The sequence below is a fragment of the Rhodococcus sp. C3V genome (assembly GCF_029269915.1).
Lineage (GTDB): Bacteria > Actinomycetota > Actinomycetes > Mycobacteriales > Mycobacteriaceae > Rhodococcus_F > Rhodococcus_F qingshengii.
In genome coordinates, this window is record NZ_JARJBE010000006.1 from 58,550 (window position 1) to 83,607 (window position 25,058).

24 protein-coding genes are annotated in these 25,058 nt (G+C 64.4%); 23 read left to right on the forward strand and 1 reads right to left on the reverse strand.

Annotated elements, in window-relative coordinates:
* The first annotated feature begins 23 nt into the window (after positions 1–23).
* From P3G66_RS17190 to P3G66_RS17255, 14 genes are all read left to right on the forward strand, one after another.
* Positions 24–1,331, forward strand: coding sequence for a dihydroorotase (locus tag P3G66_RS17190; RefSeq protein ID WP_003944990.1), 1,308 nt, complete (start codon positions 24–26; stop codon positions 1,329–1,331).
* Positions 1,332–1,337: 6 nt separating this feature from the next.
* Positions 1,338–1,904: a transporter gene (locus P3G66_RS17195; protein ID WP_003944773.1), complete on the forward strand. Its 567-nt coding sequence runs from the start codon at positions 1,338–1,340 to the stop codon at positions 1,902–1,904.
* A complete protein-coding gene (carA, locus tag P3G66_RS17200; protein ID WP_007728009.1) occupies positions 1,901–3,076 on the forward strand; it encodes a glutamine-hydrolyzing carbamoyl-phosphate synthase small subunit in 1,176 nt (391 codons plus the stop codon). Before P3G66_RS17195 ends, carA begins: the two co-directional genes overlap by 4 nt.
* Positions 3,076–6,432 (forward strand): carbamoyl-phosphate synthase large subunit, encoded by a 3,357-nt coding sequence (gene carB, locus P3G66_RS17205; RefSeq protein ID WP_003945010.1) that lies wholly within the window; start codon positions 3,076–3,078, stop codon positions 6,430–6,432. Before carA ends, carB begins: the two co-directional genes overlap by 1 nt.
* Positions 6,429–7,250 (forward strand): orotidine-5'-phosphate decarboxylase, encoded by an 822-nt coding sequence (gene pyrF, locus P3G66_RS17210; RefSeq protein ID WP_007728008.1) that lies wholly within the window; start codon positions 6,429–6,431, stop codon positions 7,248–7,250. The genes carB and pyrF overlap by 4 nt, the downstream gene beginning before the upstream one ends.
* A gap of 57 nt (positions 7,251–7,307) precedes the next feature.
* A complete protein-coding gene (locus tag P3G66_RS17215) occupies positions 7,308–8,507 on the forward strand; it encodes a glycosyltransferase 87 family protein (RefSeq protein ID WP_225320370.1) in 1,200 nt (399 codons plus the stop codon).
* Positions 8,508–8,876: 369 nt separating this feature from the next.
* Complete coding sequence (gene mihF, locus P3G66_RS17220) at positions 8,877–9,197, forward strand: integration host factor, actinobacterial type (protein ID WP_003944825.1); 321 nt, start codon at positions 8,877–8,879, stop codon at positions 9,195–9,197.
* A 36-nt stretch (positions 9,198–9,233) separates the two neighbouring features.
* Positions 9,234–9,833 (forward strand): guanylate kinase, encoded by a 600-nt coding sequence (gene gmk, locus P3G66_RS17225; RefSeq protein ID WP_003944801.1) that lies wholly within the window; start codon positions 9,234–9,236, stop codon positions 9,831–9,833.
* Positions 9,834–9,931: 98 nt separating this feature from the next.
* On the forward strand, positions 9,932–10,231 hold the full coding sequence (rpoZ, locus tag P3G66_RS17230) for a DNA-directed RNA polymerase subunit omega (RefSeq protein ID WP_003944996.1): 300 nt from the start codon (positions 9,932–9,934) through the stop codon (positions 10,229–10,231).
* A gap of 44 nt (positions 10,232–10,275) precedes the next feature.
* Positions 10,276–11,526 (forward strand): bifunctional phosphopantothenoylcysteine decarboxylase/phosphopantothenate--cysteine ligase CoaBC, encoded by a 1,251-nt coding sequence (gene coaBC / locus P3G66_RS17235; RefSeq protein ID WP_085989960.1) that lies wholly within the window; start codon positions 10,276–10,278, stop codon positions 11,524–11,526.
* A gap of 188 nt (positions 11,527–11,714) precedes the next feature.
* The gene (gene metK / locus P3G66_RS17240) at positions 11,715–12,929 is read left to right on the forward strand and encodes a methionine adenosyltransferase (protein ID WP_003944827.1); all 1,215 of its coding nucleotides are present in this window, start codon (positions 11,715–11,717) and stop codon (positions 12,927–12,929) included.
* A gap of 25 nt (positions 12,930–12,954) precedes the next feature.
* Positions 12,955–14,973, forward strand: coding sequence for a primosomal protein N' (locus P3G66_RS17245; RefSeq protein ID WP_276116920.1), 2,019 nt, complete (start codon positions 12,955–12,957; stop codon positions 14,971–14,973).
* Between the two features lie 85 nt (positions 14,974–15,058).
* Positions 15,059–15,814, forward strand: a complete 756-nt coding sequence (locus tag P3G66_RS17250) for a PadR family transcriptional regulator (protein ID WP_346349159.1) — start codon at positions 15,059–15,061, stop codon at positions 15,812–15,814.
* 94 nt (positions 15,815–15,908) lie between these two features.
* The gene (locus P3G66_RS17255; RefSeq protein WP_276116921.1) at positions 15,909–16,928 is read left to right on the forward strand and encodes an alpha/beta fold hydrolase; all 1,020 of its coding nucleotides are present in this window, start codon (positions 15,909–15,911) and stop codon (positions 16,926–16,928) included.
* A gap of 57 nt (positions 16,929–16,985) precedes the next feature.
* Here P3G66_RS17255 and P3G66_RS17260 read toward each other — a convergent pair whose 3' ends face one another.
* A complete protein-coding gene (locus P3G66_RS17260; protein ID WP_003944900.1) occupies positions 16,986–17,192 on the reverse strand; it encodes a hypothetical protein in 207 nt (68 codons plus the stop codon).
* Between the two features lie 288 nt (positions 17,193–17,480).
* Between P3G66_RS17260 and fmt the strand changes: the two genes are divergently transcribed.
* From fmt to P3G66_RS17305, 9 genes are all read left to right on the forward strand, one after another.
* Positions 17,481–18,404, forward strand: a complete 924-nt coding sequence (fmt, locus tag P3G66_RS17265) for a methionyl-tRNA formyltransferase (protein ID WP_276116922.1) — start codon at positions 17,481–17,483, stop codon at positions 18,402–18,404.
* Positions 18,401–19,849 (forward strand): transcription antitermination factor NusB, encoded by a 1,449-nt coding sequence (locus P3G66_RS17270; protein ID WP_075833131.1) that lies wholly within the window; start codon positions 18,401–18,403, stop codon positions 19,847–19,849. Before fmt ends, P3G66_RS17270 begins: the two co-directional genes overlap by 4 nt.
* A gap of 40 nt (positions 19,850–19,889) precedes the next feature.
* Entirely contained in the window at positions 19,890–20,237 is a 348-nt protein-coding gene (locus tag P3G66_RS17275) for an MmcQ/YjbR family DNA-binding protein (protein WP_003944924.1), read from the forward strand.
* Positions 20,238–20,301: 64 nt separating this feature from the next.
* Positions 20,302–20,985 carry a ribulose-phosphate 3-epimerase gene (rpe, locus tag P3G66_RS17280; protein WP_019748384.1) on the forward strand — a complete coding sequence of 228 codons (684 nt, stop codon included), beginning with the start codon at positions 20,302–20,304 and terminating at the stop codon, positions 20,983–20,985.
* A gap of 8 nt (positions 20,986–20,993) precedes the next feature.
* Positions 20,994–22,046, forward strand: a complete 1,053-nt coding sequence (ribD, locus tag P3G66_RS17285; protein WP_030536416.1) for a bifunctional diaminohydroxyphosphoribosylaminopyrimidine deaminase/5-amino-6-(5-phosphoribosylamino)uracil reductase RibD — start codon at positions 20,994–20,996, stop codon at positions 22,044–22,046.
* Between the two features lie 5 nt (positions 22,047–22,051).
* Entirely contained in the window at positions 22,052–22,660 is a 609-nt protein-coding gene (locus P3G66_RS17290; protein ID WP_003944892.1) for a riboflavin synthase, read from the forward strand.
* A gap of 110 nt (positions 22,661–22,770) precedes the next feature.
* Entirely contained in the window at positions 22,771–24,045 is a 1,275-nt protein-coding gene (locus P3G66_RS17295) for a bifunctional 3,4-dihydroxy-2-butanone-4-phosphate synthase/GTP cyclohydrolase II (RefSeq protein WP_003944833.1), read from the forward strand.
* On the forward strand, positions 24,042–24,539 hold the full coding sequence (gene ribH, locus P3G66_RS17300) for a 6,7-dimethyl-8-ribityllumazine synthase (protein ID WP_003944999.1): 498 nt from the start codon (positions 24,042–24,044) through the stop codon (positions 24,537–24,539). The genes P3G66_RS17295 and ribH overlap by 4 nt, the downstream gene beginning before the upstream one ends.
* On the forward strand, positions 24,536–25,009 hold the full coding sequence (locus tag P3G66_RS17305; RefSeq protein WP_003944987.1) for a PH domain-containing protein: 474 nt from the start codon (positions 24,536–24,538) through the stop codon (positions 25,007–25,009). Before ribH ends, P3G66_RS17305 begins: the two co-directional genes overlap by 4 nt.
* Positions 25,010–25,058: the final 49 nt, after the last annotated feature.

Consider the following 25,058-nt stretch of genomic DNA (forward strand, 5'->3'; position numbering starts at 1 on the left):
GAAACGAGAACGGAGAATCACCCGTGAGTGTCCTGCTCCGCGGAGTCCTGATCTACGGAGAAGGTGAGCCCACCGACGTACTCGTCGGCGACGGCACGATCCTCGAGATCGGCGTGGACCTCGATCCGGCCACGGCATCCGAGGTGATCGATGCCGGCGGGCAGATCCTGCTTCCCGGCTTCGTGGACCTGCACACACATCTGCGTGAGCCCGGCCGCGAAGACACAGAGACCATCGAAACCGGAAGCTCGGCAGCGGCTCTGGGTGGATACACCGCGGTCTTCGCGATGGCCAACACGAGTCCCGTCGCCGATTCGGTGGTCATCACCGATCACGTCTGGCGACGCGGGCAGGAAGTCGGCCTCGTCGACGTCCACCCCGTCGGCGCAGTCACAGCAGGCCTGGAAGGCAAGCAACTCGCCGAGATGGCGACCATGGCCGCAGGCGTCGGCAAGGTCAAGATGTTCTCCGACGACGGCCACTGCGTCTACGACCCACTGATCATGCGTCGCGCGCTCGAATACTCCAGCTCACTGGGCGTCCTGATCGCCCAGCACGCGGAAGAGCCGCGCTTGACCGTCGGTGCGGTCGCCCACGAGGGACCCACGGCCGCGCGTCTCGGCCTGGCCGGATGGCCGCGCGCAGCCGAAGAATCGATCGTGGCCCGCGACGCACTGCTCGCGCGTGACGCCGGCGCCCGCGTTCACATCTGCCACGCCTCCACCGCCGGAACCGTCGAACTCGTGAAGTGGGCTCGCAGCCAAGGGATTTCGATCACCGCCGAGGTCACCCCGCATCACCTGCTCCTCGACGATTCACGGCTCGAAACGTACGACGCGATCAACAAGGTCAACCCGCCCTTGCGTGAGGCCAGTGATGTTGCCGCGCTGCGCAAAGGTCTGGCCGAGGGAATCATCGACTGCGTCGCGACCGACCATGCTCCGCACGCCGAGCAGGACAAGTGCTGCGAGTTCGCAGCCGCTCGCCCCGGAATGCTCGGCCTCGAGACCGCACTCTCGATCATCGTGCAGACGATGGTCCAGCCCGGCCTGCTGGACTGGCGCGGTGTTGCCCGGGTCATGAGCGAGCGCCCCGCGGCAATCGTGGGCCTCGACGATCAGGGCCGTCCCATCGAGGTGGGGGAGCCCGCGAACCTGACATTGGTCGATCCGTCGGCCGAGTGGACGGTCCACGGTCCCGACCTGGCGAGTGTCGCGCATAACACTCCGTACGAGTCGATGACATTGCCCGCTCGGGTCACGACCACACTGTTACGTGGCCGCATCACCGCACACGACGGGAATGTGCGGCTGCGGAGTAGCGAGGAGTAGCGCGTCATGGACAGAGCACTGTGGATCATCGGTCTGGCGATCTTCTGGGTCGCGATGATCGGCCTGATGTACGTCGGCTGGCGTGGACGCGCTCGACGCCAGAAAGACAAGATCGGCGAACTGCCGACGGTACCGGCAACCCTGGGTGAACTGCTCGTCCTGCCGACCACCGGCCTGTACGTCGGCAGCACCATCGCACCCAGTTGGCAGGACCGAATCGCCGTCGGCGACCTCGGTTTCCGCGCCACCTGCGAGATCAGCCGCTACAGCGGCGGAATTCTGGTCGAGCGTGACGGCGCGTCGGCCATCTGGATTCCGGAGAAGTCGATCCGCGCGATCCGCACGGAGAACGGTCTTGCCGGCAAGGTCATGAGCAAGGACGGCGTCCTGGTGATTCGCTGGGAATTGCCGAGCGGAACCGAGATCGACACGGGCGTGCGCGGTGACGACAAGACGGTTTATCCGGACTGGGTCAAGCCGGTGACTGCTTCGAACAAGACCGCTTCGAACAAGACGAATGACAACGAAGACGCAAGCTCTGGCGACATCGAGCAGAACGGAAAGAACGCATGAGCGGCTTTGACAACAGCCCCGCAGTACTGGTCCTCGAAGACGGACGGGTGTTCCGCGGAACCACCTTCGGTGCGGTTGGACAGACCCTGGGCGAAGCGGTGTTCAGCACCGGAATGACCGGCTACCAGGAAACGCTCACCGATCCCAGCTACCACCGCCAGATCGTCGTCTCCACCGCACCGCAGATCGGCAACACCGGCTGGAACGACGAAGACGACGAGTCGGTCGGACCGACCGGCGAGCGTGCCGGCGCCAAGATCTGGGTTGCCGGGTACGTCGTTCGTGACCCCTCGCGCGTCACCTCGAGCTGGCGTGCAACCGGTTCGCTCCAGGCCAAGCTCGAAGAGCAGGGCATCGTCGGAATCGCCGGGATCGACACCCGCGCCCTGGTTCGCCACCTGCGTACTCGCGGTTCGATGAAGGCCGGAATTTTTTCCGGTGAAGCCATCGCCGCCGATGACGAACTGGTCCGACGGGTTCAGGATCAGCCGACCATGCTCGGCGCCGATCTTGCCGGTGAGGTCAGCACCACCAGCGGCTACGTCGTCGAGCCGAAGGGCGGGGAGGCGCTGTACACGGTTGCCGCCATCGACCTCGGTATCAAGACCAACACCCCGCGCATGTTCGCCGAGCGCGGTATTCGCGTCCACGTGTTGCCGTCCAACGCGAGTCTCGAACAGATCCTCGACCTGAAGGCCGACGGAGTGTTCCTCTCCAACGGTCCCGGTGACCCAGCCACCGCCGACGGCGCAGTCCACCTCACGAAAGAGGTCATCGGACAGGGCTTGCCGCTGTTCGGTATCTGCTTCGGCAACCAGATCCTGGGCCGCGCCCTGGGCCTGAGCACCTACAAGATGAAGTTCGGCCACCGCGGAATCAACATCCCGGTGATCGAGCATCAGACCGGTCGCATCGCGATCACCGCTCAGAACCACGGCTTCGCGCTCGAAGGCGAAGCCGGTCAGGAATTCGACACCCCGTTCGGCCGCGCGGTGGTCAGCCACACCTGCGCCAACGACGGAGCCGTCGAAGGTGTTCGCCTGCTGGACGATTCGGCCTTCTCGGTGCAGTACCACCCCGAGGCGGCAGCCGGCCCGCACGACGCCGCGTACCTCTTCGACCGCTTCACCAGCCTGCTCTCCGCACGGAAAGAAACCGGAGTCAAGAACTAATGCCACGCCGTACAGATCTCAAGCACATCCTGGTAATCGGCTCCGGTCCGATCGTCATCGGTCAGGCCTGCGAGTTCGACTACTCGGGCACCCAGGCCTGCCGCGTCCTCCAGGAGGAGGGCCTGCGCGTCAGCCTGGTCAACTCCAACCCGGCCACCATCATGACGGACCCCGAGTTCGCCGACGCCACGTACGTCGAGCCGATCACGGCCGAGTTCCTCGAGAAGGTCATCGCCAAGGAAGCCTTGCAGGGCAACAAGATCGACGCCGTCCTCGCGACGCTCGGCGGTCAGACTGCGCTCAACGCCGCAGTGGCGCTGCACGAGCAGGGCATCCTCGAGAAGTACGACGTCGAACTGATCGGCGCCGACTTCGACGCCATCCAGCGCGGCGAGGATCGCCAGAAGTTCAAGGACATCGTCGCCAAGGTCGGTGGCGAATCCGCGAAGTCCGCAGTTTGCTACACGATGGACGAAGTACACGCCACGGTCGCCGAACTCGGTTACCCGGTTGTCGTGCGTCCGTCCTTCACCATGGGCGGCCTCGGTTCCGGCATGGCGTACGACGTCGACGATCTCAACCGCATCGCCGGTGGCGGTCTGGCCGCGTCGCCGACGGCGAACGTCCTGATCGAGGAATCCATCCTCGGTTGGAAGGAATACGAACTCGAGCTCATGCGTGACAGTCGCGACAACGTCGTGATCGTCTGCTCCATCGAGAACGTCGACCCGGTCGGTGTCCACACCGGAGACTCGGTCACCGTCGCCCCGGCGATGACGCTGACCGACCGCGAGTACCAGGCGATGCGCGACCTTTCCATCGACATTCTGCGTGAGGTGGGCGTCGACACCGGCGGCTGCAACATCCAGTTCGCGATGGACCCGAAGGACGGCCGCCTGGTCGTCATCGAGATGAACCCGCGTGTCTCCCGCTCGTCGGCTCTGGCGTCGAAGGCGACCGGTTACCCGATCGCGAAGATGGCGGCCAAGCTTGCCATCGGCTACACGCTCGACGAGATCGTCAACGACATCACCAAGGAAACCCCGGCTTGCTTCGAGCCGACGCTCGACTACGTCGTCGTCAAGGCTCCGCGGTTCGCTTTCGAGAAGTTCCCCGGTGCCGACGGAACTCTGACCACCACGATGAAGTCGGTGGGCGAGGCCATGAGCATCGGCCGCAACTTCACCGAGGCTTTCGGCAAGGTCATGCGTTCGCTCGAGACCAAGCGTGCGGGTTACTGGACCGGCGCCGACATCGAGACAGAGAGCCTGGATGCACTGCTCGCCGATCTGAGCGTTCCGCAGGACGGCCGCATGTACGGCATCGAGAAGGCATTCGCGCTCGGCGCAACTGTCGAGCAGCTCTTCGACGCCACCAAGATCGATCCGTGGTTCCTCGACCAGTTCCAGCAGATTCACGAGCTCGGTGAAAAGCTGCGCGCTGCAGAGTCTTTCGACGAGGCTTCCCTGCGTCAGGCCAAGTACCACGGCATCTCGGACCGCCAGATCGCGGCTCTGCGCCCCGAACTCGGTGGTGACACGCACGCAGGTGAGGACGCCGTTCGCGCTCTGCGTGATCAGCTGGGCGTGCGCCCTGTCTACAAGACCGTCGACACCTGCGCCGCAGAGTTCGAGGCCAAGACGCCGTACCACTACTCGACCTACGAGCTCGATCCCGAGGCCGAGTCCGAAGTTGCTCCGCAGACCGAGCGACCCAAGGTTCTGATCCTCGGATCCGGCCCCAACCGCATCGGTCAGGGCATCGAGTTCGACTACTCGTGTGTCCACGCGGCGCAGACGCTGTCCGAGGCCGGGTACGAGACCGTCATGGTCAACTGCAACCCCGAGACCGTCTCCACGGACTACGACACCGCTGATCGCCTGTACTTCGAGCCGCTGACGTTCGAGGACGTCTTCGAGGTCTACCGCGCGGAGGCGCAGTCGGGCACCGTTGCCGGCGTCATCGTCCAGCTCGGCGGCCAGACCCCGCTCGGACTGGCGAAGCGTCTCGAAGCTGCCGGCGTCCCCATCGTGGGAACCAGCCCCGCAGCCATCGACCTGGCGGAGGACCGCGGCGAATTCGGTCGCGTACTGACCGAAGCCGGTCTGCCCGCACCGAAGTTCGGTACCGCCACCACGTTCGACGGCGCCCGCGAGATCGCAGCAGGCATCGGCTACCCGGTGCTGGTGCGTCCGTCGTACGTGCTCGGTGGACGCGGCATGGAGATCGTCTACGACGAGGCTTCCCTCGCCGACTACATCTCGCGCGCCACGGAGATCTCCGACGATCGTCCGGTCCTGGTCGACCGCTTCCTCGAAGACGCGGTCGAGATCGACGTCGACGCTCTGTGTGACGGCACCGAGGTGTACCTCGGCGGCGTCATGGAGCACATCGAGGAAGCCGGCATTCACTCCGGTGACTCGGCGTGTGCGCTCCCGCCCATCACTCTGGGCCGGGCGGATCTCGAGAACGTCCGCCGCTCCACCGAGGCTCTCGCGAAGGGCATCGGCGTCAAGGGCCTGCTCAACGTCCAGTACGCCCTCAAGGACGACATCCTCTACGTGCTGGAAGCAAATCCCCGCGCCAGCCGCACGGTTCCGTTCGTGTCCAAGGCGACGGCCGTCCAGCTGGCCAAGGCATGCGCCCGCGTCATGCTCGGCGAATCCATCGCGGAACTGCGTGCGAGCGGCATTCTGCCGGCGAAGGGCGACGGCGGAAACACCCCGGCCGGTGCACCGATCGCGGTCAAGGAAGCTGTGTTGCCGTTCAACCGCTTCCGCCGCGCCGACGGTACCGGCGTGGATACCTTGCTCAGCCCGGAAATGAAGTCCACCGGTGAAGTCATGGGAATCGACTTCGACTTCGGTACGGCTTTTGCCAAGTCGCAGACTGCCGCCTACGGTTCGTTGCCCACCACGGGCGCGGTGTTCGTCTCGGTCGCCAACAAGGACAAGCGTTCGCTGATCTTCCCGGTCAAGCGCCTGGCAGACCTCGGATTCACCATTCTTGCCACCGAAGGAACCGCAGATGTTTTGCGGCGCAACGGTATCGAGTGCAAGCAGGTGTACAAGCAGTCGGGTGAAGATGTTCCGGCCGGTGCCGAGACCATCGTCGACCAGATCCGCAGCGGCGAGGTCGCCATGGTCATCAACACGCCGTACGGCAACAACGGCCCGCGTGTCGACGGCTACGAGATCCGAAGCGCAGCGGTTGCGTCGAACATCCCGTGCATCACGACGGTGCAGGGCGCCTCGGCTGCCGTGCAGGGCATCGAAGCAGCCATTCGCGGCGACATCGGAGTTCACTCCCTGCAGGAATTGCACGCAGGTCTTCGTCAGCCGGCACAGCAGTCGTGAGTCACAGTTGGGGGCAGCGTCTCCGGTCCGCGATCGCGGACCGGGGGCGGCTGTGCGTCGGTATCGACCCGCATCCCGCGCTTCTCGACGCGTGGGGACTGCCGCGTACGGCCGAAGGTCTCGAGACTTTCGCCGAGATCTGCGTCGAGGCCTTCACCGGTGAGGTCGGACTGGTCAAACCTCAGGTCGCGTTCTTCGAGGCTTACGGCAGCGCCGGCTTCGCCGTGTTGGAGCGGACCATCTCGGTTCTTCGCGATGCGGGAACTCTGGTCGTCGCGGATGCCAAGCGCGGTGACATCGGTTCGACGATGGACGCGTACGCGCAAGCCTGGTTGGGTGATTCGCCGTTGGCCTCCGACTCGGTCACCGTTTCGCCGTACCTGGGATTCGGGGCGCTGACTCCGACACTCGAACTGGCACGGCAGAACGCCCGCGGGATCTTCGTCCTGGCACGAACCTCCAATCCGGAAGGCGGCGTACTTCAACAGTCGTCGACTGACGGTGTGAGCGTGGCTCAGTCGATCGTCGACGCTGCGGTCGATGCGAACGGCGACGGCCGTGACACCGTCGGACTGGTGGTCGGTGCAACTCGGGACCACGGTCTGGACCTGTCGCAGTTCAACGGCCCGATTCTCGCTCCGGGACTCGGCGCTCAGGGTGCGACGGCAGCGGATCTCGCAGACATCTTCGCGGGATCGACCGAGCTCCTGCTGCCGAACACTTCCCGTGGGGTGCTCAAGCATGGTCCTTCGGTATCGGCACTTCGGGAGGCAGCAATGCGTGACCGAGACGAGATCGAAGCCGCATTGGCGAACTGATCCGTGAGTGACCTCGAGGCTCGTTCGAGCGGTGGAACCCGGTGGTACCGTCCGTCGGTGAATCGTTGGTGGCAGATCGGACTTCTCGTCGCGGCGTGCGCGCTGCTGGCCACCGGGTTCCAATCCGTCACCGGCGTACACGGCGACGATCTCGCCGTGTACCGGACGGCGGGTCAGGCCGTCCTCGACGGCTCGAACCTGTACGACGAGTCGTTCAACGCGAGACTGCCGTTCACGTATCCGCCCTTCGCTGCGCTCGTCGCCGTTCCAGTCGCCCTGGGTTCCTGGGGTGCGGTCCAGTGGGGATGGAGTTTCGTCAGCCTCCTGATGCTGGCCGCGATCATCGTGCTCAGCTATCGCGAAGTCCCGTTCACACGTAAGCGGCCAGTCGTCGTCTACGTGGGTTTCCTGGTCCTGTGGACGGCGGCATCGCCGATCTCCGATCACCTCGGGTACGGCCAGGTCGGGTTGTTTCTGACTCTCCTGTGCTTGATCGACGTGCTGGCTCGACCACGGTGGATTCCCGAGGGTGTGCTGGTGGGGATCGCCGGCGCGGTCAAACTGGTGCCACTCGTCTACATCGGTTACTACGTGATCACCGGGCGCTGGAAAGCAGTTGCGGGCGGCCTCGCCGGCTTCCTCGGCGCCACGGCTCTGGGCTTTGCGGTTCTCCCGCGCCAGACGATCGACTACTTCGGCGACATCGCCTCACTCTCGGGGCGCGTCGCCGTCGGTGACCCGTCCGTGTTCGGTAACCAGTCCGTGCGTGGAATGGCCTTGCGGCTACTTCCCGAGGGCCTGGTGGGTCCGGCATGGCTCGTCGCCTGTGCGGTGTTGGGTGTCCTCGGAATTGTCGCGACGCGGCGCGCTCAGCGCCTGCGGGGCGATCTCGCCGGTTTCACGGTGGTGGCTCTGCTGGCGGCAATCGTGACTCCCATTGCCTGGACGCACCACTTCGTGTGGTTGGTGCCGGCGGTGGGTGTACTCCTCGTTCCGATCAAGTCGGGCGTGGGGGAGGGCACTCGATCGGTCCCTGTGTGGTCCTGGATCGCGATCGGTCTCACCGCTGTCGTAGTGCTGTTTCGGCTTCCTCGAGTCGGCGCGGACATGGATATCCCGGTAGTCGGCTTCGTGCTGGAGAATTCATTGCTCTGGGCGAGCCTCGCGGTAGTGCTCGCTCTGGCCGCCCCCGGCGTGAGTCGCATCGAACCCGAGACGGTCGACGCCGGCGATCCGAAATCGTCGCTGCAGACCTGAAAACGGGCCGCGACACGCGCATAGGCGTCGAAAATGCTCGAAAATTTTGGATGTGTCGGCGACCACGTTCATTCCCGCAGGTAACGATTTCGCACACTCGCACGGGGGTGTCGCACGCTATGGGTCGAAATACATTGTGTTACAGTCTATTTCGGTACTGTACGCACGTTCGTGTGGCGTCGAATTCGTCTCGATCCAGCCGAAAACGGTGACGATCCGTGACATCGATTCGACGCGCATAACCCACCGCGATCTGCATCGGACCGCGGGGGGTGGGTTAGCAATTCGCGCCAGGCGTGAGTACGGTCGCTATCGCTGCTGGTTATCAGCGGAATAGACAAAATTTGCACACGACGAGACGGAGGAACCGTGGCCCTTCCCCAGTTGACTGATGAGCAGCGCGCTGCTGCTTTGGAGAAGGCAGCTGCTGCCCGCAAGGCCAGGGCTGAGCTCAAGGAGCGCCTGAAGCGTGGCGGCACCGACCTCAAGCAGGTCCTCAAGGACGCCGAAGACAACGAAATCTTGGGCAAGATGAAGGTTTCGGCACTGCTCGAGGCGCTGCCCAAGGTGGGCAAGGTCAAGGCTCAGGAGATCATGACCGAGCTGGAGATTGCACCGACCCGTCGCCTTCGTGGCCTCGGTGATCGGCAGCGCAAGGCTCTGCTCACCAAGTTTGACTTCGAGGCCTGAGCCGACAAGTGATGATTGCTGACGCGGCAGTGTCTGATGATTGCTGACGCAACAGTGTCAGAGAGCAAGACCGCAGTGCGGAGGGGTCGGCTGGTTGTACTGGCCGGCCCTTCGGCTGTCGGTAAGTCCAGCGTCGTTCGCGAGCTGAGAACTCGGTTGCCTGAACTCGTTTTCAGTGTTTCGGCGACCACTCGCGATCCCCGTCCAGGTGAAGTGGACGGCAAGGACTACCGATTCACCTCCCGTGAAGAATTTCAACGGATGATCGACTCCGGTGAACTTCTCGAATGGGCGGAAATCCACGGCGGCCTGCAGCGCTCCGGCACCCCCGCAGCTCCGGTCGAAGAAGCGCTCGAAGCTGGAAAGCCCGTTCTCGTCGAGGTCGATCTCGCCGGAGCACGAGCTGTCCGCAAGGCGATGCCCGAGGCTCTGTTGGTGTTCATGGCTCCACCGAGCTGGGACGTTCTGGTGCAACGGCTGACCGGACGTGGAACCGAAACGGAAGACGTCGTGGCGCGCCGACTCGAGACGGCCCGAGTGGAATTGGCCGCACAGGACGAGTTCGACACGGTCATCGTGAACGAGGATGTAAGCCGTGCTTGCGATGAGTTGGTATCCTTGTTGGTTGGGAACTGATTCCGCACCATTCGGGAACCGATTTCCACCCCGTTTCTCAGATATCCGGATCGATAAAACTAGTTCTTCAATGAAGATCTAATTCAGGAGACACAAGAGTGAGCAGCACTTCAGCCGCGTCCGCAGCAGGTCAGGGCGCTCTGCCTGCCTACGACACCCCGCTCGGCATCACCAACCCGCCGATCGACGAGTTGCTCGAACGCACCTCTTCCAAGTACGCCCTGGTCATCTACTCGGCCAAGCGCGCGCGCCAGATCAACGACTACTACAACCAGCTCGGTGACGGCATCCTCGAATACGTCGGACCTCTGGTCGAGCCCGGTCTGCAGGAAAAGCCGCTGTCCATCGCGTTGCGTGAAATCCACGCTGATCTCCTCGAGCACACCGAAGGCGAGTGAGCACCACATCTGCCGCACCCGAACCTCGTTCGGGTGTCGGGGGAGTGTCCGACGCGCCCACATCGATACGTAAGCGCATTGTCGTCGGTGTCGGTGGGGGTATCGCCGCCTACAAGGCGTGCTCGATCATCCGCAGCTTCACCGAGAGCGGTCATCACGTCCGCGTGATTCCGACTGAATCCGCTCTGGAGTTCGTCGGGCGCGCGACGTTCGAAGCACTCTCCGGCAACCCGGTTCACACCGGCGTCTTCAACGACGTCCCGCAGGTTCCGCATGTCCGTCTCGGACAGGAAGCCGATCTGGTCGTCATCGCGCCGGCAACCGCTGATCTGATGGCGCGAGCGGTCATGGGTCGCGCAGACGACCTGTTGACGGCCACTTTGTTGACCGCGCGCTGTCCGGTCGTCTTCGCCCCAGCAATGCACACCGAGATGTGGGAGCACCCCGCAACGGTCTCGAACGTGGCGACACTGCGTTCGCGCGGCGTCCACGTGATCGAACCTGCCTCCGGGCGTTTGACAGGGAAAGACACCGGAGCCGGTCGACTTCCCGAACCCGACGAGATCGTCGGGTTGGCATCGTTGCTCCTCGAGCGCTCGGACGCGTTGCCGCGCGACCTGGAGGGTCGCCGCATTCTGGTCACCGCCGGCGGTACTCGCGAGCCGCTCGATCCCGTGCGCTTTCTCGGTAATCGCAGCTCGGGCAAGCAGGGCTACGCGCTCGCCCGTCTTGCCGCGCAACGCGGCGCGCACGTGACACTGATCGCCGGGTACACGGCTGATCTCGCCGACCCCGCCGCTGTCGACGTCGTGCACATCAAGACGGCCGAAGATCTCCGGTTGGCAGTGGAAAAGCACGCACCGGGACACGACGGAGTCGTCATGGCTGCGGCTGTCGCGGACTTCCGCCCCACCACCGTCGAAGGCAGCAAGATCAAGAAGGGCGCAAACGAACCCGACTCGATCAGCCTCACCAGAAATGCCGACATCCTCGCCGGTCTCGTCGAAGCGCGTCGTGACGGCGACTTGGATGCTCGAACGGTGATCGTCGGATTCGCCGCTGAGACCGGTGACGCCCATGGTGACGTACTCACCTATGCCCGCTCCAAGCTTGCCCGCAAAGGTTGCGATCTCCTCGTGGTCAATGCGGTCGGCGAGGGCAAGGCGTTCGAGGTCGATCACAACGACGGTTGGCTGCTCGGTTCCGACGGCTCGGAGTCCGCTCTCGAACACGGATCCAAGGCTTTGATGGCCAGTCGAGTACTCGACGCCCTGGTCAAGCTTTTTCCCGAGTAGCGACACGCGCCCGGTGGTGAGAGTTACCCCACGATAATCGGGTGAGTACAAGGGTGTTGCGCAGGCGGTCCAACCGTTATCGTCGGCTCAGCCCCCAGCTAACAAAGCATGACAAAACGGTCACCGAACGGTGATTCGGATACTTCAATAAGCTGTAGTCAAGAACTCAGTCGTCGAGAGGGAGATCTGTGAGCAAGTCCGGCAGTCGGCTATTCACCAGCGAGTCCGTCACCGAGGGGCACCCGGACAAGATCTGTGACGCGATCAGCGACTCGATCCTCGACGCGCTGCTCACCCAGGACCCGCGCGCCCGCGTGGCCGTCGAGACACTGGTCACCACCGGCCAGGTTCACGTAGCCGGTGAGGTCACGACCACTGCGTACGCGGACATTCCGAAGATCGTGCGCGACACGGTCCTCGAAATCGGCTACGACAGCTCCGCAAAGGGCTTCGACGGTAACTCCTGCGGCGTCAACGTCGCGATCGGCGCCCAGTCGCCCGAGATCGCGCAGGGTGTCGATCACTCGCACGAGGCTCGCGTCGACGGAATCAGCGACGACGAGATCGACCGTCAGGGTGCGGGCGACCAGGGCCTGATGTTCGGCTACGCCACCACCGACACGCCGGAACTGATGCCGCTGCCCATCGCGCTGGCTCATCGTCTCTCTCGCCGGTTGACCGAGGTCCGTAAGTCCGGCGTGCTGCCGTACCTGCGCCCGGACGGCAAGACCCAGGTCACCATCGAGTACGACGGTGACAAGGCTGTCCGTCTCGACACCGTGGTCATCTCCACCCAGCATGCCGCTGACATCGACCTCGACAACCTGTTGACGCCCGATCTTCGCGAGAAGGTGCTTCACTCGGTGCTGACCGACGTCAACCTCACCGATCTCGACACCTCCGATGTTCGTCTGTTGGTGAACCCGACGGGCAAGTTCGTCCTCGGTGGCCCGATGGGTGACGCCGGTTTGACCGGCCGCAAGATCATCGTCGACACCTACGGCGGAATGGCTCGCCACGGTGGCGGCGCGTTCTCCGGCAAGGACCCGTCAAAGGTCGACCGCAGCGCTGCCTACGCCATGCGCTGGGTGGCCAAGAACGCTGTTGCCGCAGGTCTGGCCGACCGCATCGAGGTTCAGGTCGCCTACGCCATCGGCAAGGCAGCTCCGGTCGGACTCTTCGTTGAAACCTTCGGCACCGAGAAGACCGATCCGGCACGGATCCAGAAGGCGATCACCGAGATCTTCGACCTGCGTCCGGGAGCGATCATCCGCGACCTCGACCTGCTGCGCCCGATCTACGCGCAGACGGCGGCATACGGTCACTTCGGTCGCACCGATATCGACCTCCCGTGGGAGAGCACCGATCGCGCCGACAAGCTGCGTAGCGCAGCTGGTCTCTGATCACTGACGTACAGACGGGGCGCGGGTGGGCGCGGAAAGAGTAGCGGCAGAAGTCGATCCGGTCGCCCGGGTGCTGCCGATGCTCCCGCTCGCTCACCTCGACCGTGAATTCGACTACCTCGTTCCTCGTGAACTCGAAGTGGATGCGCAGCCCGGAGTCCGGGTGCGCATCCGCTTCGCTGGTCGTCTGGTGGACGGTTTCATCGTCTCGCGCGAGGCGACCAGTGACCATCAGGGGAAGTTCGGCTGGCTCGAACGCGTCATCTCGTCCGAGCGGGTCTTGACGGCCGAAATCGCGCAAGTCGTCGATCGTGTGGCGGAGCGTTATGCCGGAACCCGCGCCGATGTTCTCCGTTTGGCGGTACCGCCGCGCCACGCGAAGGTCGAGGCGGAACCGTGGGAGCCCGCCGAGTCACCGTCCGCTCCTGAAGCGATCGAAAATGGTTGGCATCTCTACAGATTCGGTGACGCCTTCCTGTCCGCCATTCGCGAGTCGAAAAGCCCGCGTGCGGTCTGGCAGGCGTTGCCTGGTGAAAACTGGCCACTGCGCCTGGCCGAACTGGCCGGGGCCGTAGCGGCAAGTGGTAAATCCGCGATCCTGGTTGTGCCCGATCAACGCGACCTGGACCGCGTCGTCGCCGCTTGTACCGAACTCTCCGGAGCGGATGCGGTGGTAGGTCTGTCCGCGGGCCTGGGGCCGGCCATGCGATATCGGAGGTGGCTCGCTGCACTGCGCGGGACCGCCCGGATCGTCGTCGGCACACGGAGTGCTGTTTTTGCGCCGACGCCCGAGACCGGTCTTGTCGTCGTCTGGGACGACGGCGACGACAACTTGTCCGAGCCGCGGTCGCCGTATCCACATGCCCGCGAAGTTGCCGTCCTGCGTGGCTACGTCGCCGGGTGCGCCGTCGTGATCGGTGGGTTCTCCCGTACGGCAGAAGCGCAGGTACTCGTCGACTCGGGATGGGCGCACGATCTGGTCGCTACGCGGGACGTCGTTCGTGCCCACGCACCCAAGATCACCGCGCTTGCCGACAGCGATCAAGCCTTGGCCCGCGATCCGGGAGCCAGAGCGGCTCGTTTGCCCGCTATTGCATTCGCGGCCGCCCGGCGCGCTCTGGGTGAGGGCAACGGAGTCCTGGTGCAGGTGCCTCGGCGGGGGTACGTACCGACCCTGGCCTGCGGAAAGTGCCGTGCCCCGGCACGGTGCCGTCGGTGCAACGGCCCACTGGCTCTTCCCGCTGCGGCAGGTCCCGACGGCGCCGGGACACCGGCGTGCCGCTGGTGCGGGGTTGCCGATGCCGCCTACCGATGTCACGCGTGCGGGGCGAAAGCGTTGCGCGCGGTGGTGGTCGGTGCCGGCCGGACCGCCGAAGAACTCGGGCGGGCGTTTCCCGGTGTGAAAGTTGTTCTGTCCGGGGGCAGTGATGTGGTCAAGGAACTGCCACACGGGCCCGCGTTGGTGGTCTCGACAGTGGGTGCGGAGCCGGTGATGACCGGCGGCTACGGCGCCGCGCTCTTGCTCGACGGCTGGGCACTGCTCGGCCGGCCCGATCTTCGCGCCGCCGAGGAAACACTCAGACGCTGGATGTCGGCTGCTGCCATGGTGATTCCGCTGTCCGAAGGCGGTGAAGTTGTGGTTGTCGCAGACTCGGGTATCCCGACGGTGCAGGCGTTGGTCCGATGGGATCCAGTGGGGCACGCACAGTCTCAATTCGAGGAGCGAGACGAGGTCGGCTTTCCTCCGGCCGTTCACATGGCTGCGATCGACGGTGGATCCGCGGCAATTGCGGAGTTGGTGGATTCAGCTGATCTGCCGGCAAGTGCTGTACTGCTCGGACCAGTGGAACTGCCTGCGGGGGAGAGGCTTCCGTATTCCGGTGAGGACGAGAGCGGTGTCGCGCCGGAGCGAATGCTGGTCCGCGTTCCACGCAAGGACGGTCGCGGCCTTGCGGACGCTCTGGCACATGCGAGGGCCGCGCGCAGTGCGCGGAAGTCTTCGGGTCCGGTCCGCATTCAGATCGACCCACGCCGCATCGGCTGAGTTTCGAGTTGTCGGAGGAATCCTTGCGCTACCCGATATGACGATATATCGTCGAACTATCAACGATAGTGATGGAGGTTCGACGATGGATGCAAGTTTCCCGAACGAGGGGATGTTCGGCCGGCGCGGTTTCTTCGGCGGTTTCGGCCGTGAGCAACGGCCACCATTTGTGATGTGGGTCCCGACGGACGACGGCGCGTCGGGCGATGGTCCCGGCGATCGAGACGGTGGACGACGCGGTCGACCGCACGAGCGGCCGGGCTTCGGTGACATGCCACGCAGAGGCCACCGGCGGGGGCGTTTCGGTCCAGACGGCGGACCCGGCCCCGGCTTCGGTCCGGGCGCTCAGTTCGGTCGCGGGCGAGGACGTGGCGGACGAGGTCGTCGAGGAGATGTGCGCGCTGCGATTCTGCTGTTGATCGCGGTAGAGCCGATGCACGGCTACGAATTGATTCAGCAGATCGTCGAGCGCAGCGGCGGCGTCTGGAAGCCGAGTCCGGGTTCGATTTATCCCGCGCTGTCCCAGCTCGAGGACGAAGGACTGGTGATCATCGAAAAGGTTGCCGGCCGCAAGACCGCCAAGCTGACAGAAGAAGGCGTCGCGTACGTCGAGGAACATCGCGCCGATCTCGGGGCGCCGTGGGATGACGTTCGTCTCAGCGTAGGGGAGCCGGAGCAGGACCTTCGAGAACTGATCGGCCAGCTGATGGGCGCGGCCGGTCAAGTGGCTGCTGTAGGCACACCAGCGCAGGTCAAGGCCGCAGCCGACGTGCTTGTCGAGGCGCGCAAATCGCTCTACCGAGTGCTTGCCGGTGATGACGCCGATGAAGGCGGCAATTGAGACGTCGGATACCTACTGTTCGGTAGGGTATGCGCCTCGAAGTTTCTGGTGTTACGGTCAGCTCCCTCGTAGGATCAGAGCAGGAGCAGGAACAATGTCTGGCGTCAAACGGTCTGTGGGACTGACATTTTCGGTAGCAGTGGCGCTGCTGATCGGAGCACCGTCGGCTATATCGGGTGCCGCACCGACGCTTCCGTCTGCGAGTGCCGACGCGATGGACGTTCCTCTCGACGTCGGTCCGGGTCAGGCGACCCGTTCCGTTGCTACGGCATATGCGCATGCTCATCCAGCATCCGCACCTGCCGGATCGAACGATTTCGGCTGTGAGCCTTCCGCCACGCATCCCCGACCGGTTGTACTCGCCCACGGAACCGACACCGAGGCGTACGCGGATTGGGCGGCCCTGTCGCCGGCACTGGCAGCTGACGGCTACTGCGTCTTCGCCCTCAATTACGGCGGTGCGATCAAAGAAGTAGACGGGGACGTCGTACACGAGACCTACGGCGTCGGCGACATAGTCGGTAGTGCCACCGCGTTCGGTTCTTTCGTCGATCAGGTGCTGACCGCGACCGGAGCGGACAAGGTCGACGTGATCGGCTACTCCCAAGGCGCGACGGTGACGCGGTACTACGTCAACAAGATGGGCGGCGACGCCTACGTCGATCATTGGGTCGGTTTGGCTTCGCCGACCTACGGTGGGGTGATGTTCGGGTTGGTTCCCATTGTCCGTGCGATCCCCGGCGGAGAAGACTTTGTCGAAGACGTCTTTTCGCGAGCTGTCCGCGAGCAGATGCAAGGGTCGGATATGTTGAACACCCTCAACGCCGGCGGTGACACCGTACCCGGAGTGCGCTACACGACCATCGGGTCCACTGTCGACGAGATGATCCAGCCGTCCTCGAACATCGCGCTCCGCGGTGCCGGTGCAGAAAACATCGTCCTCCAGGATCTGTGCCCGTCTAACCTGACCGGCCACTTCCGCATGCCGTACGACCCCTACGTGATCGACGTCATCCGGACGGTCCTCGACCCCGATGCCGAGCGGCACGCTTCGTGCAGCGTGGTGCCGCTCGGCACGGATATTCCGCAAGTGGTCATCGACGCAAATTCGTGAGCTGCAAATTCGTGAGCTGCTAACTCGTGAGCACCGAGATCACGTGGGTCGGGATGTTTACTCGGCGAGCTTGGCAGTGGCCTGCGCCCACAGGAAGAACTTGTTCGTTCCGAGGTCGCGGACGGTCTTGATGTTGAACGCTGCCTTCAAATGTTCTGCGTCCGAATCGCTTACGCCGTTGAGTGCCGCGACCGGGGCGTCCGCCAATTCTTCGACGGACTTTCCTGCGTAGGCCTTGTCGAACTTACTGTCGATGCCTGCCATCTAAGTTCCTCCGTGTGATCGGTGTATCCCGTATCAGCCTCCGCCGAGTGGCGACGACAGAAACAGTCAATACCGAGGACCGGTGAATGTGCAGGGTTCTGATCAAAGAAATTGCTGAGAAAGTGGTTCGGTGTGGCGCGAGGTAGGTCGTAGCTCTCGCAGTCCTTAGACTGACAGTTCCACCCACCGACACATCCGGGAGCATTTTCGTGAGTTGCAGTCCACCGCGTTCGACAGGCCGATCGGCTGATCAGAGTCCGAAGAGCCCAACGAAACGGGAGAGCTGACATGCGCGTCGTGTTCGCCGGAACACCCGAACCCGCGGTTCCTTCACTGCGTCGGCTCATCGAATCCACCAACCACGAAGTGGTAGCCGTCGTCACGCGTCCGGACGCTGTGGCGGGCCGCGGTCGAAAAGTCACCCGATCGCCGATCGGTCTGCTTGCCGACGAGCACGGCATCCCGGTGCTGACGCCGGCCAAGGCGTCCGATCCCGACTTCGCGGCCGAACTCGCCCGCCTCGAACCGGACTGTGCACCCGTCGTCGCCTACGGAAACCTGTTGCCACAGAACGTCCTCGACATTCCGAAATACGGTTGGGTCAATCTGCATTTCTCATTGCTTCCCGCGTGGCGCGGCGCCGCGCCGGTGCAGGCCGCGATCAGTGCCGGTGACGAGGTGACGGGTGCGAGCGCGTTCCGTTTGGAAGCCGGGATGGATACCGGCCCCGTGTACGGAGTGATGACCGAGCGGATTCGCGACACCGATACGGCGGGCGACCTGCTCGGACGTCTCGCGGAAAACGGCGCTGCCCTCCTCGAATCGGTACTCGACGGACTCGAGGCCGGCGAGATCAACGCGGTTCCGCAGTCTGCCGACGGCGTCTCGTATGCCCCCAAGGTGACGGTGGACGCGGCCCGCGTGCGGTGGGAACTGCCCGCTCGCACAGTGGACCGGCATATCCGAGCCGTCACACCCGCACCCGGGGCATGGACGATGATCGGTGATCTTCGAGTCAAGGTCGGCCCGATCACCGTCACGGACGAGACCCTGGCAGTCGGTGAGATCTCGGTACGCAAGGATGGTCTGTACATCGGTACCGCGACCACCGCGGTGCGACTCGGGCAGATTCAGCCCCCGGGCAAGAAATTGATGTCGGCAGGGGACTGGGCACGCGGTGCCCGACTCGACGCGGAGGTACGAGCACAGTGACCGAATCACGACGACCGGCACGACGGGCACAGGGTCCCGGAGCCAAGAACGGCGGGGGCGGCAAGAACACCAAGCCGAAGCAGGCCAAGCGGCCTGATCCGGCAACCGCCGGGCTCGATCAACCGCGTCTGGCAGCGCGTGACGTCCTGCGCGCGGTCCGCGAGCGTGACGCGTACGCGAACCTGGTTCTGCCAGGGCTCCTGCGTGACCGCAAACTCGACGCACGCGATGCGGCGCTGGCAACCGAACTGGCGTATGGCGCGGCACGTGCTCAGGGACTGCTGGATGCGGTGATCGCGCATGCAGCGGGTCGGCCGATCGAAGAGATCGACGGAACGCTGCTCGATGTTCTCCGACTCGGCTCGTACCAATTGCTGCGCACTCGTGTCGCACCGCACGCTGCCGTCGCAACCTCGGTCGATCTGGTCCGCGCCGAAAACGGCCAGGGCCGAGCAGGATTCGTCAATGCGGTCCTGCGCCGTGTTTCCGAACGCACCCAGGAGGAGTGGGTCGAGCTGCTGGCCCCGAAGGACCCGGTCGGCCGGCTCGCCTTCGAGCACGCTCACCCCCTGTGGATCGCGCAGGTATTTGCCGACTCGCTCGGCGCTGCTGCCGGTGAACTCGAAGACGTCCTGATCGCCGACGACGCCCGCCCTGCAGTACACCTCGTCGCCCGCCCCGGCGAGATCTCCGCCGAGGAGCTTGCACTGGTGACCGGCGGCGAGATCGGGCCGTACTCGCCGTACGCCGTGCATCTCGACGGCGGTGACCCCGGACAGCTCGAGGCGGTCCGCCAAGGCTTGGCGGGCGTGCAGGACGAGGGCAGTCAGCTGGTGGCCCGCGCCCTCAGCATTGCTCCTCTCGAAGGTGAAGACTCCGGACGCTGGCTCGATCTCTGCGCAGGTCCGGGCGGTAAGGCAGCGCTTCTCGGCGCTCTCGCCGGTATCGAAGGCGGGCGACTCGACGCCGTCGAGCCCGTCGAACATCGCGCCGAATTGATCCGCAAGACCACTCGCGAGCTTCCCGTGGACGTACACGTGGCGGACGGCCGCGAATCCGGGCTCGAACCCGGATACGACCGCATCCTCGTCGACGCTCCCTGCACCGGGTTGGGTGCGCTGCGTCGGCGCCCGGAGGCACGTTGGCGTCGCCAGCCGTCCGATGTGGCCCCGCTCGTGAAGTTGCAGCGTGAATTGCTCGCTGCCGCAATCGAACTGGTTCGCCCCGGCGGAGTGGTGCTGTACTCCACGTGCTCGCCGCACTTGTCGGAAACGCTGGCAGTGGTCGCCGATGCGGTGCGGCGTCATGGCGTCGTGGAACTCGACACCAAGGAATTGGTGCCAGGTGTCCCAGACGTCGGCGACGGATCGTCGGTTCAGTTGTGGCCGCACCGCCACGGGACCGATGCGATGTTCATGGCCGCTTTGCGCAAGCCGCTGGCCTGATCGGATGACTTCTGGGCATCGGTAGTCGTATGGTGCCTACATGGTTACGTGGGAACAGGTTGTAGTACTCGGTTCGGCTCTTCCCTCCGTGGAAGAGTCGACCTCGTACAACACCCCGGCACTCAAGGTGGCAGGTAAGACTTTTGCGCGGCTCCGCACCGAAGCGGAGGGCGCTTTGGTCGTGATGTGCGGTCTGGACGAGAAGGAGGCGCTACTCGCCAGTGGCGAGGCGGCTTTCTTCACCACCGATCACTATCACGGGCACGGCTCGATCCTCGTGCACCTCGAACTGATCGACGAGGTGCAGTTGGGTGAGATGCTCGAAGACGCGTGGCGTATCAAGGCACCGGCCAAGGTGCGAAAGCTCCACACCGTCGTCAAGAACTGATCGGATTTCACCGGCTCCGATGTGCATGCACGGTCGGCAATGAGACACAGCTAAACTCGGCGTCGTGGCTTCCCCGATGATTGCACCGTCCATTCTGTCCGCAGATTTTGCTCGACTCGCTGATGAAGCGACTGCCGTGTCCGGCTCCGACTGGCTTCACGTCGACGTGATGGACGCGCATTTCGTTCCCAATCTCACGCTGGGTCTGCCGGTGGTCGAGAGTCTGCTGAAGGCGACGGATATTCCGCTCGACTGCCATCTCATGATCGAGAATCCGGAGCGCTGGGCGCCGCCGTACGCCGAGGCCGGTGCGTACAACGTCACGTTTCACGCCGAGGCCACCGACGATCCGCGTTCGGTTGCCCGCGATATTCGTGCAGCTGGTGCCAAGGCGGGGCTGAGCATCAAGCCTGGAACCCCGATCGACGACTACCTGGAAATCCTCAAGGACTTCGACACCCTCTTGATCATGAGCGTCGAACCCGGATTCGGTGGTCAGTCCTTCATGCCTCAGGTGCTCGACAAGGCACGCGCAGTTCGAAAGCTCGTCGACTCGGGTGAGCTGACGCTCCTTGTCGAAATCGACGGCGGCATCAACGCTTCCACGATCGAGCAGGCCGCTGAAGCAGGGATCGACTGCTTCGTCGCCGGTTCGGCGGTGTACGGAGCGAGTGATCCCGGTGAGGCGGTGCGCAAGCTGCGCGCGCAGGCCGCCTCGGCGTCGCCGCACCTGACGCTGTCGGTCTGAGCCGCTCGATGGCAAAGGGTGGACAGGCGTCGACGGCTGATCTCGACGCCGCGATGCAGATCGCGCTGGCCGCAGCTGATTCCGCGCGCGGATTCACCAGCCCCAACCCACCGGTCGGCGCGGTCATCCTCGCTGCCGACGGAACCATCGCGGGCGTCGGTATGACGCAACCGCCCGGTGGACCGCACGCGGAGGTCGTGGCTCTCGACGAGGCCGGCGATGCAGCGCGTGGCGGTACGGCAGTGGTGACACTGGAACCGTGCAATCACCAGGGGCGAACCGGCCCTTGCTCACAGGCATTGATCGATGCCGGAGTCTCGGCGGTTGTCTACGCCGTCGGTGATCCCAATCCCGAGGCTTCCGGCGGCGCAGCGACGCTCATGCGCGCTGGAATCAGCGTCACGGCCGGACTGAGAGCACCCGAGGTGGAAGCTGGTCCACTGCGGGCCTGGCTGCACAAACAGCGCACCGGTCGCCCGCACATCACGTGGAAGTACGCGGCCAGTCTGGACGGACGCAGCGCCGCCGAGGACGGAACGAGTCAGTGGATCACCGGTCCGCAGGCGAGGGCGCGCGTGCATGCGCAGCGAGCGCAGATCGATGCGATCGTGGTCGGTACCGGCACCGTGTTCGCCGACGATCCGTGGCTGACCGCACGTCAGCCCACCGGTGAGCTCGCGGCGCACCAGCCCGTTCGCGTCGTCGTCGGAAAGCGCGAAATACCCTCGACAGCAAGCATTCTCGACGACACCGCACCGACTCTGGTGCTCAACACCGACAACATCGACGAAGTAGTCGAGGCGTTGGGGGAGTACACGGACGTACTTCTCGAGGGTGGGCCCCGTCTGGCCGGAGCATTCCTTGCCGCCGGATATGTCGACGTCATAGAGGCATACATCGCTCCGATCCTGCTCGGCGCGGGCGCCTCCGCACTCGTCGATGCCGGAGTGCACACCATCACCGACGCCCACCGATTCCGTTTGGAGTCTGCGGTAACGATCGGCCCCGATATTTTGTTGAGTCTGGTTCCGGAGAGTTCTGCTCCGGGGAACGAGGAGTAGGGCGCGTGTTCACAGGAATTGTGGAAGAACTCGGCGAAATCGTCGCCAAGGAAGAACTGGTCGATGCTGCACGTTTCACGGTGCGCGGGCCACTGGTCACCTCCGACGCCGGCCACGGTGATTCGATCGCGGTCAACGGAGTGTGCCTGACGGTGGTCGACGTGCTTGCCGACGGTTCGTTCACCGCAGATGTCATGCAGGAAACCCTGAACCGCTCGAGCCTGGCGAAATTGGATGTCGGCTCTCGCGTCAACCTCGAGCGTGCCGCGGCGCTGAACAGCCGACTCGGCGGCCACCTGGTTCAAGGGCATGTCGATGGAACAGGCCACGTCATTTCCCGCTCGCCGTCCGAGAACTGGGAGGTAGTGCGGATCGCACTGCCCGACTCCATTTCCCGTTACGTCGTGGAGAAGGGTTCGATCACCGTCGACGGAGTCTCGCTGACGGTCTCCGCGCTGGGCGGAGACCGCGGGTTCGAGTACTTCGAGATCTCGCTGATCCCGACAACGCTCGAGTTGACGACGCTCGGAACCGCTGTGGTCGGTACGCCGGTCAACCTCGAGGTGGACGTGATCGCGAAGTACGTCGAGCGGCTTCACTCTGCCGGTCGGTAGGACCAGGCTGATCGGACCCGTCCGATTGGTCGTAGGGTTGTCAGTGCATCCGTCGGATGCACTTGTTGTATTCGATGATGTGAAAAGTCAAGACTTTGGAGTGCGAGCACGTGACCAGGTTCGACAGTATCGAGCGCGCAGTAGCAGATATCGCTGCAGGTAAAGCTGTTGTCGTCGTGGACGACGAGGATCGCGAGAACGAGGGCGACCTCATCTTCGCCGCCGAGAAAGCCACCCCGGAACTGGTGGCGTTCATGGTCCGGTACACCTCCGGCTACCTGTGCGTGCCGCTCGACGGTGACGATTGCGATCGGCTGGGCCTGCCCCCGATGTACGCCACCAACCAGGACAAGCACGGTACGGCGTACACCGTCACCGTCGACGCCCGTGAGGGAATCGGTACCGGCATCTCGGCGTCGGACCGCGCTGCGACGATGCGTCTGCTCGCCAACCCCGAATCCGGTGCCAACGATTTCACTCGCCCCGGTCACGTCGTTCCGCTCCGCGCGAAGGAAGGCGGAGTACTGCGTCGTCCTGGCCACACGGAAGCTGCAGTCGACCTCGCCCGCATGGCGGACCTGCGTCCTGCCGGCGTCATCTGCGAAATCGTCAGCCAGAAGGACGAAGGCGCGATGGCTCAGACCGACGAGCTGCGAGTCTTCGCCGACGAACACAACCTTGCTCTGATCTCGATCGCGGACCTCATCGCGTGGCGTCGCAAGCACGAGAAGCACGTGCTGCGTATCGCCGAGGCCCGCATCCCCACCCGCCACGGTGAGTTCACCGCTGTCGGCTACACCAGCATCTACGACGAGGTCGAGCACGTTGCGCTGGTGCGCGGCGACATCGCAGGCCCCGACGGAGACGGTAGCGACGTACTCGTCCGCGTTCACTCCGAGTGCCTCACCGGCGACGTCTTCGGTTCGTTGCGGTGCGATTGCGGCCCGCAGCTCGACGCCGCACTGGACATGGTCGCCCAGGAGGGCCGCGGCGTTGTTCTGTACATGCGCGGGCACGAGGGTCGTGGCATCGGTCTCATGCACAAGCTGCAGGCCTACCAGCTCCAGGACGCCGGTTCCGACACCGTCGACGCCAATCTCGAACTCGGCCTACCGGCGGACGCCCGTGACTACGGCATCGGTGCCCAGATCCTCGTCGATCTGGGGATCTCGTCGATGCGTCTGCTGACCAACAACCCGGCCAAGCGTGTGGGTCTGGACGGCTACGGCCTGCAGATCACCGATCGTGTTCCGATGCCGTTGCGCGCGAATGCGGAGAACCTCACCTACCTGCGCACCAAGCGCGATCGGATGGGTCACGATCTGATCGGACTGGACGAGTACGAGGCGAACCAGAACACCGCACAGCCGGGAACCGCACTGTGAGCGGGGAAGGTCAGCCGCAGCTCGCGATCGCCGAGGCCAAGGATCTGAAGCTGGCGATCGTTGCCGGGCAGTGGCACGCGACGATCTCCGAGGCCCTGATCGCCGGCGCGCAGCGCGTCGCGCAGGAAGCACAGATCAAGGACGTGACACTGGTCCGTGTCGCCGGCGCGATCGAACTGCCGGTCGTTGCGCAGGCATTGGCGCGCACGCACGACGCCGTCGTCGCTCTCGGTGTTGTCATCCGCGGCGGTACGCCGCACTTCGAGTACGTGTGCGACGCGGTCACCGCGGGCCTCACACGCGTCTCGCTCGACGAAAGCACCCCCGTGGGGAACGGTGTCCTGACCACCGACACCGAGCAGCAGGCTCTTGACCGTTCGGGTCTGCCGGGTAGCGTCGAGGACAAGGGCGCACAGGCCTGCGCCGCCGCACTGGACACCGCAGTGACCCTGCGCCATCTCCGAGCACCATGGACCGAGGATTCGTTTCGATGAGTACACCCGGCGACAACGAGAACTGGGAACTGATCGCGTCACCGCGTAAGTCGACGCGATACGCGATCGGAGTTGCCGTCCTCCTGGTGATCGTTCACGTCACACTTGCACTCCTGCTCCGCCAGGGGTCCACCGGCGTGTACTTCCGTGCCGCGGACCAGATCGCGATGGCAGGCATCGGCACCATTCTGGCTCTCGGTGTGCTGATGTTGACGCGGCCCCGGGTCAAGGTGGGCAAGCAGGGTATCGCCGTACGAAACATCCTGGGCGAGAAGATCGTCGACTGGGATCTGTTCGAGGGACTCTCGTTCCCCGACGGTGCCGCCTGGGCACGCATCGAGTTGCCCGACGACGAGTACATGGCAGTGATGGCGATCCAGTCCAACGACCGCGAGTACGCCGTCGACACGGTCGGTAAGTTCCGCGAACTGGCCGACCGCTACGCACCGGTCGCGCACAAGAGCAACTGACGTCTTCCGACCGGTTCGGTGCCCGCATCCTGCGCGTTTCCGAGTCGGT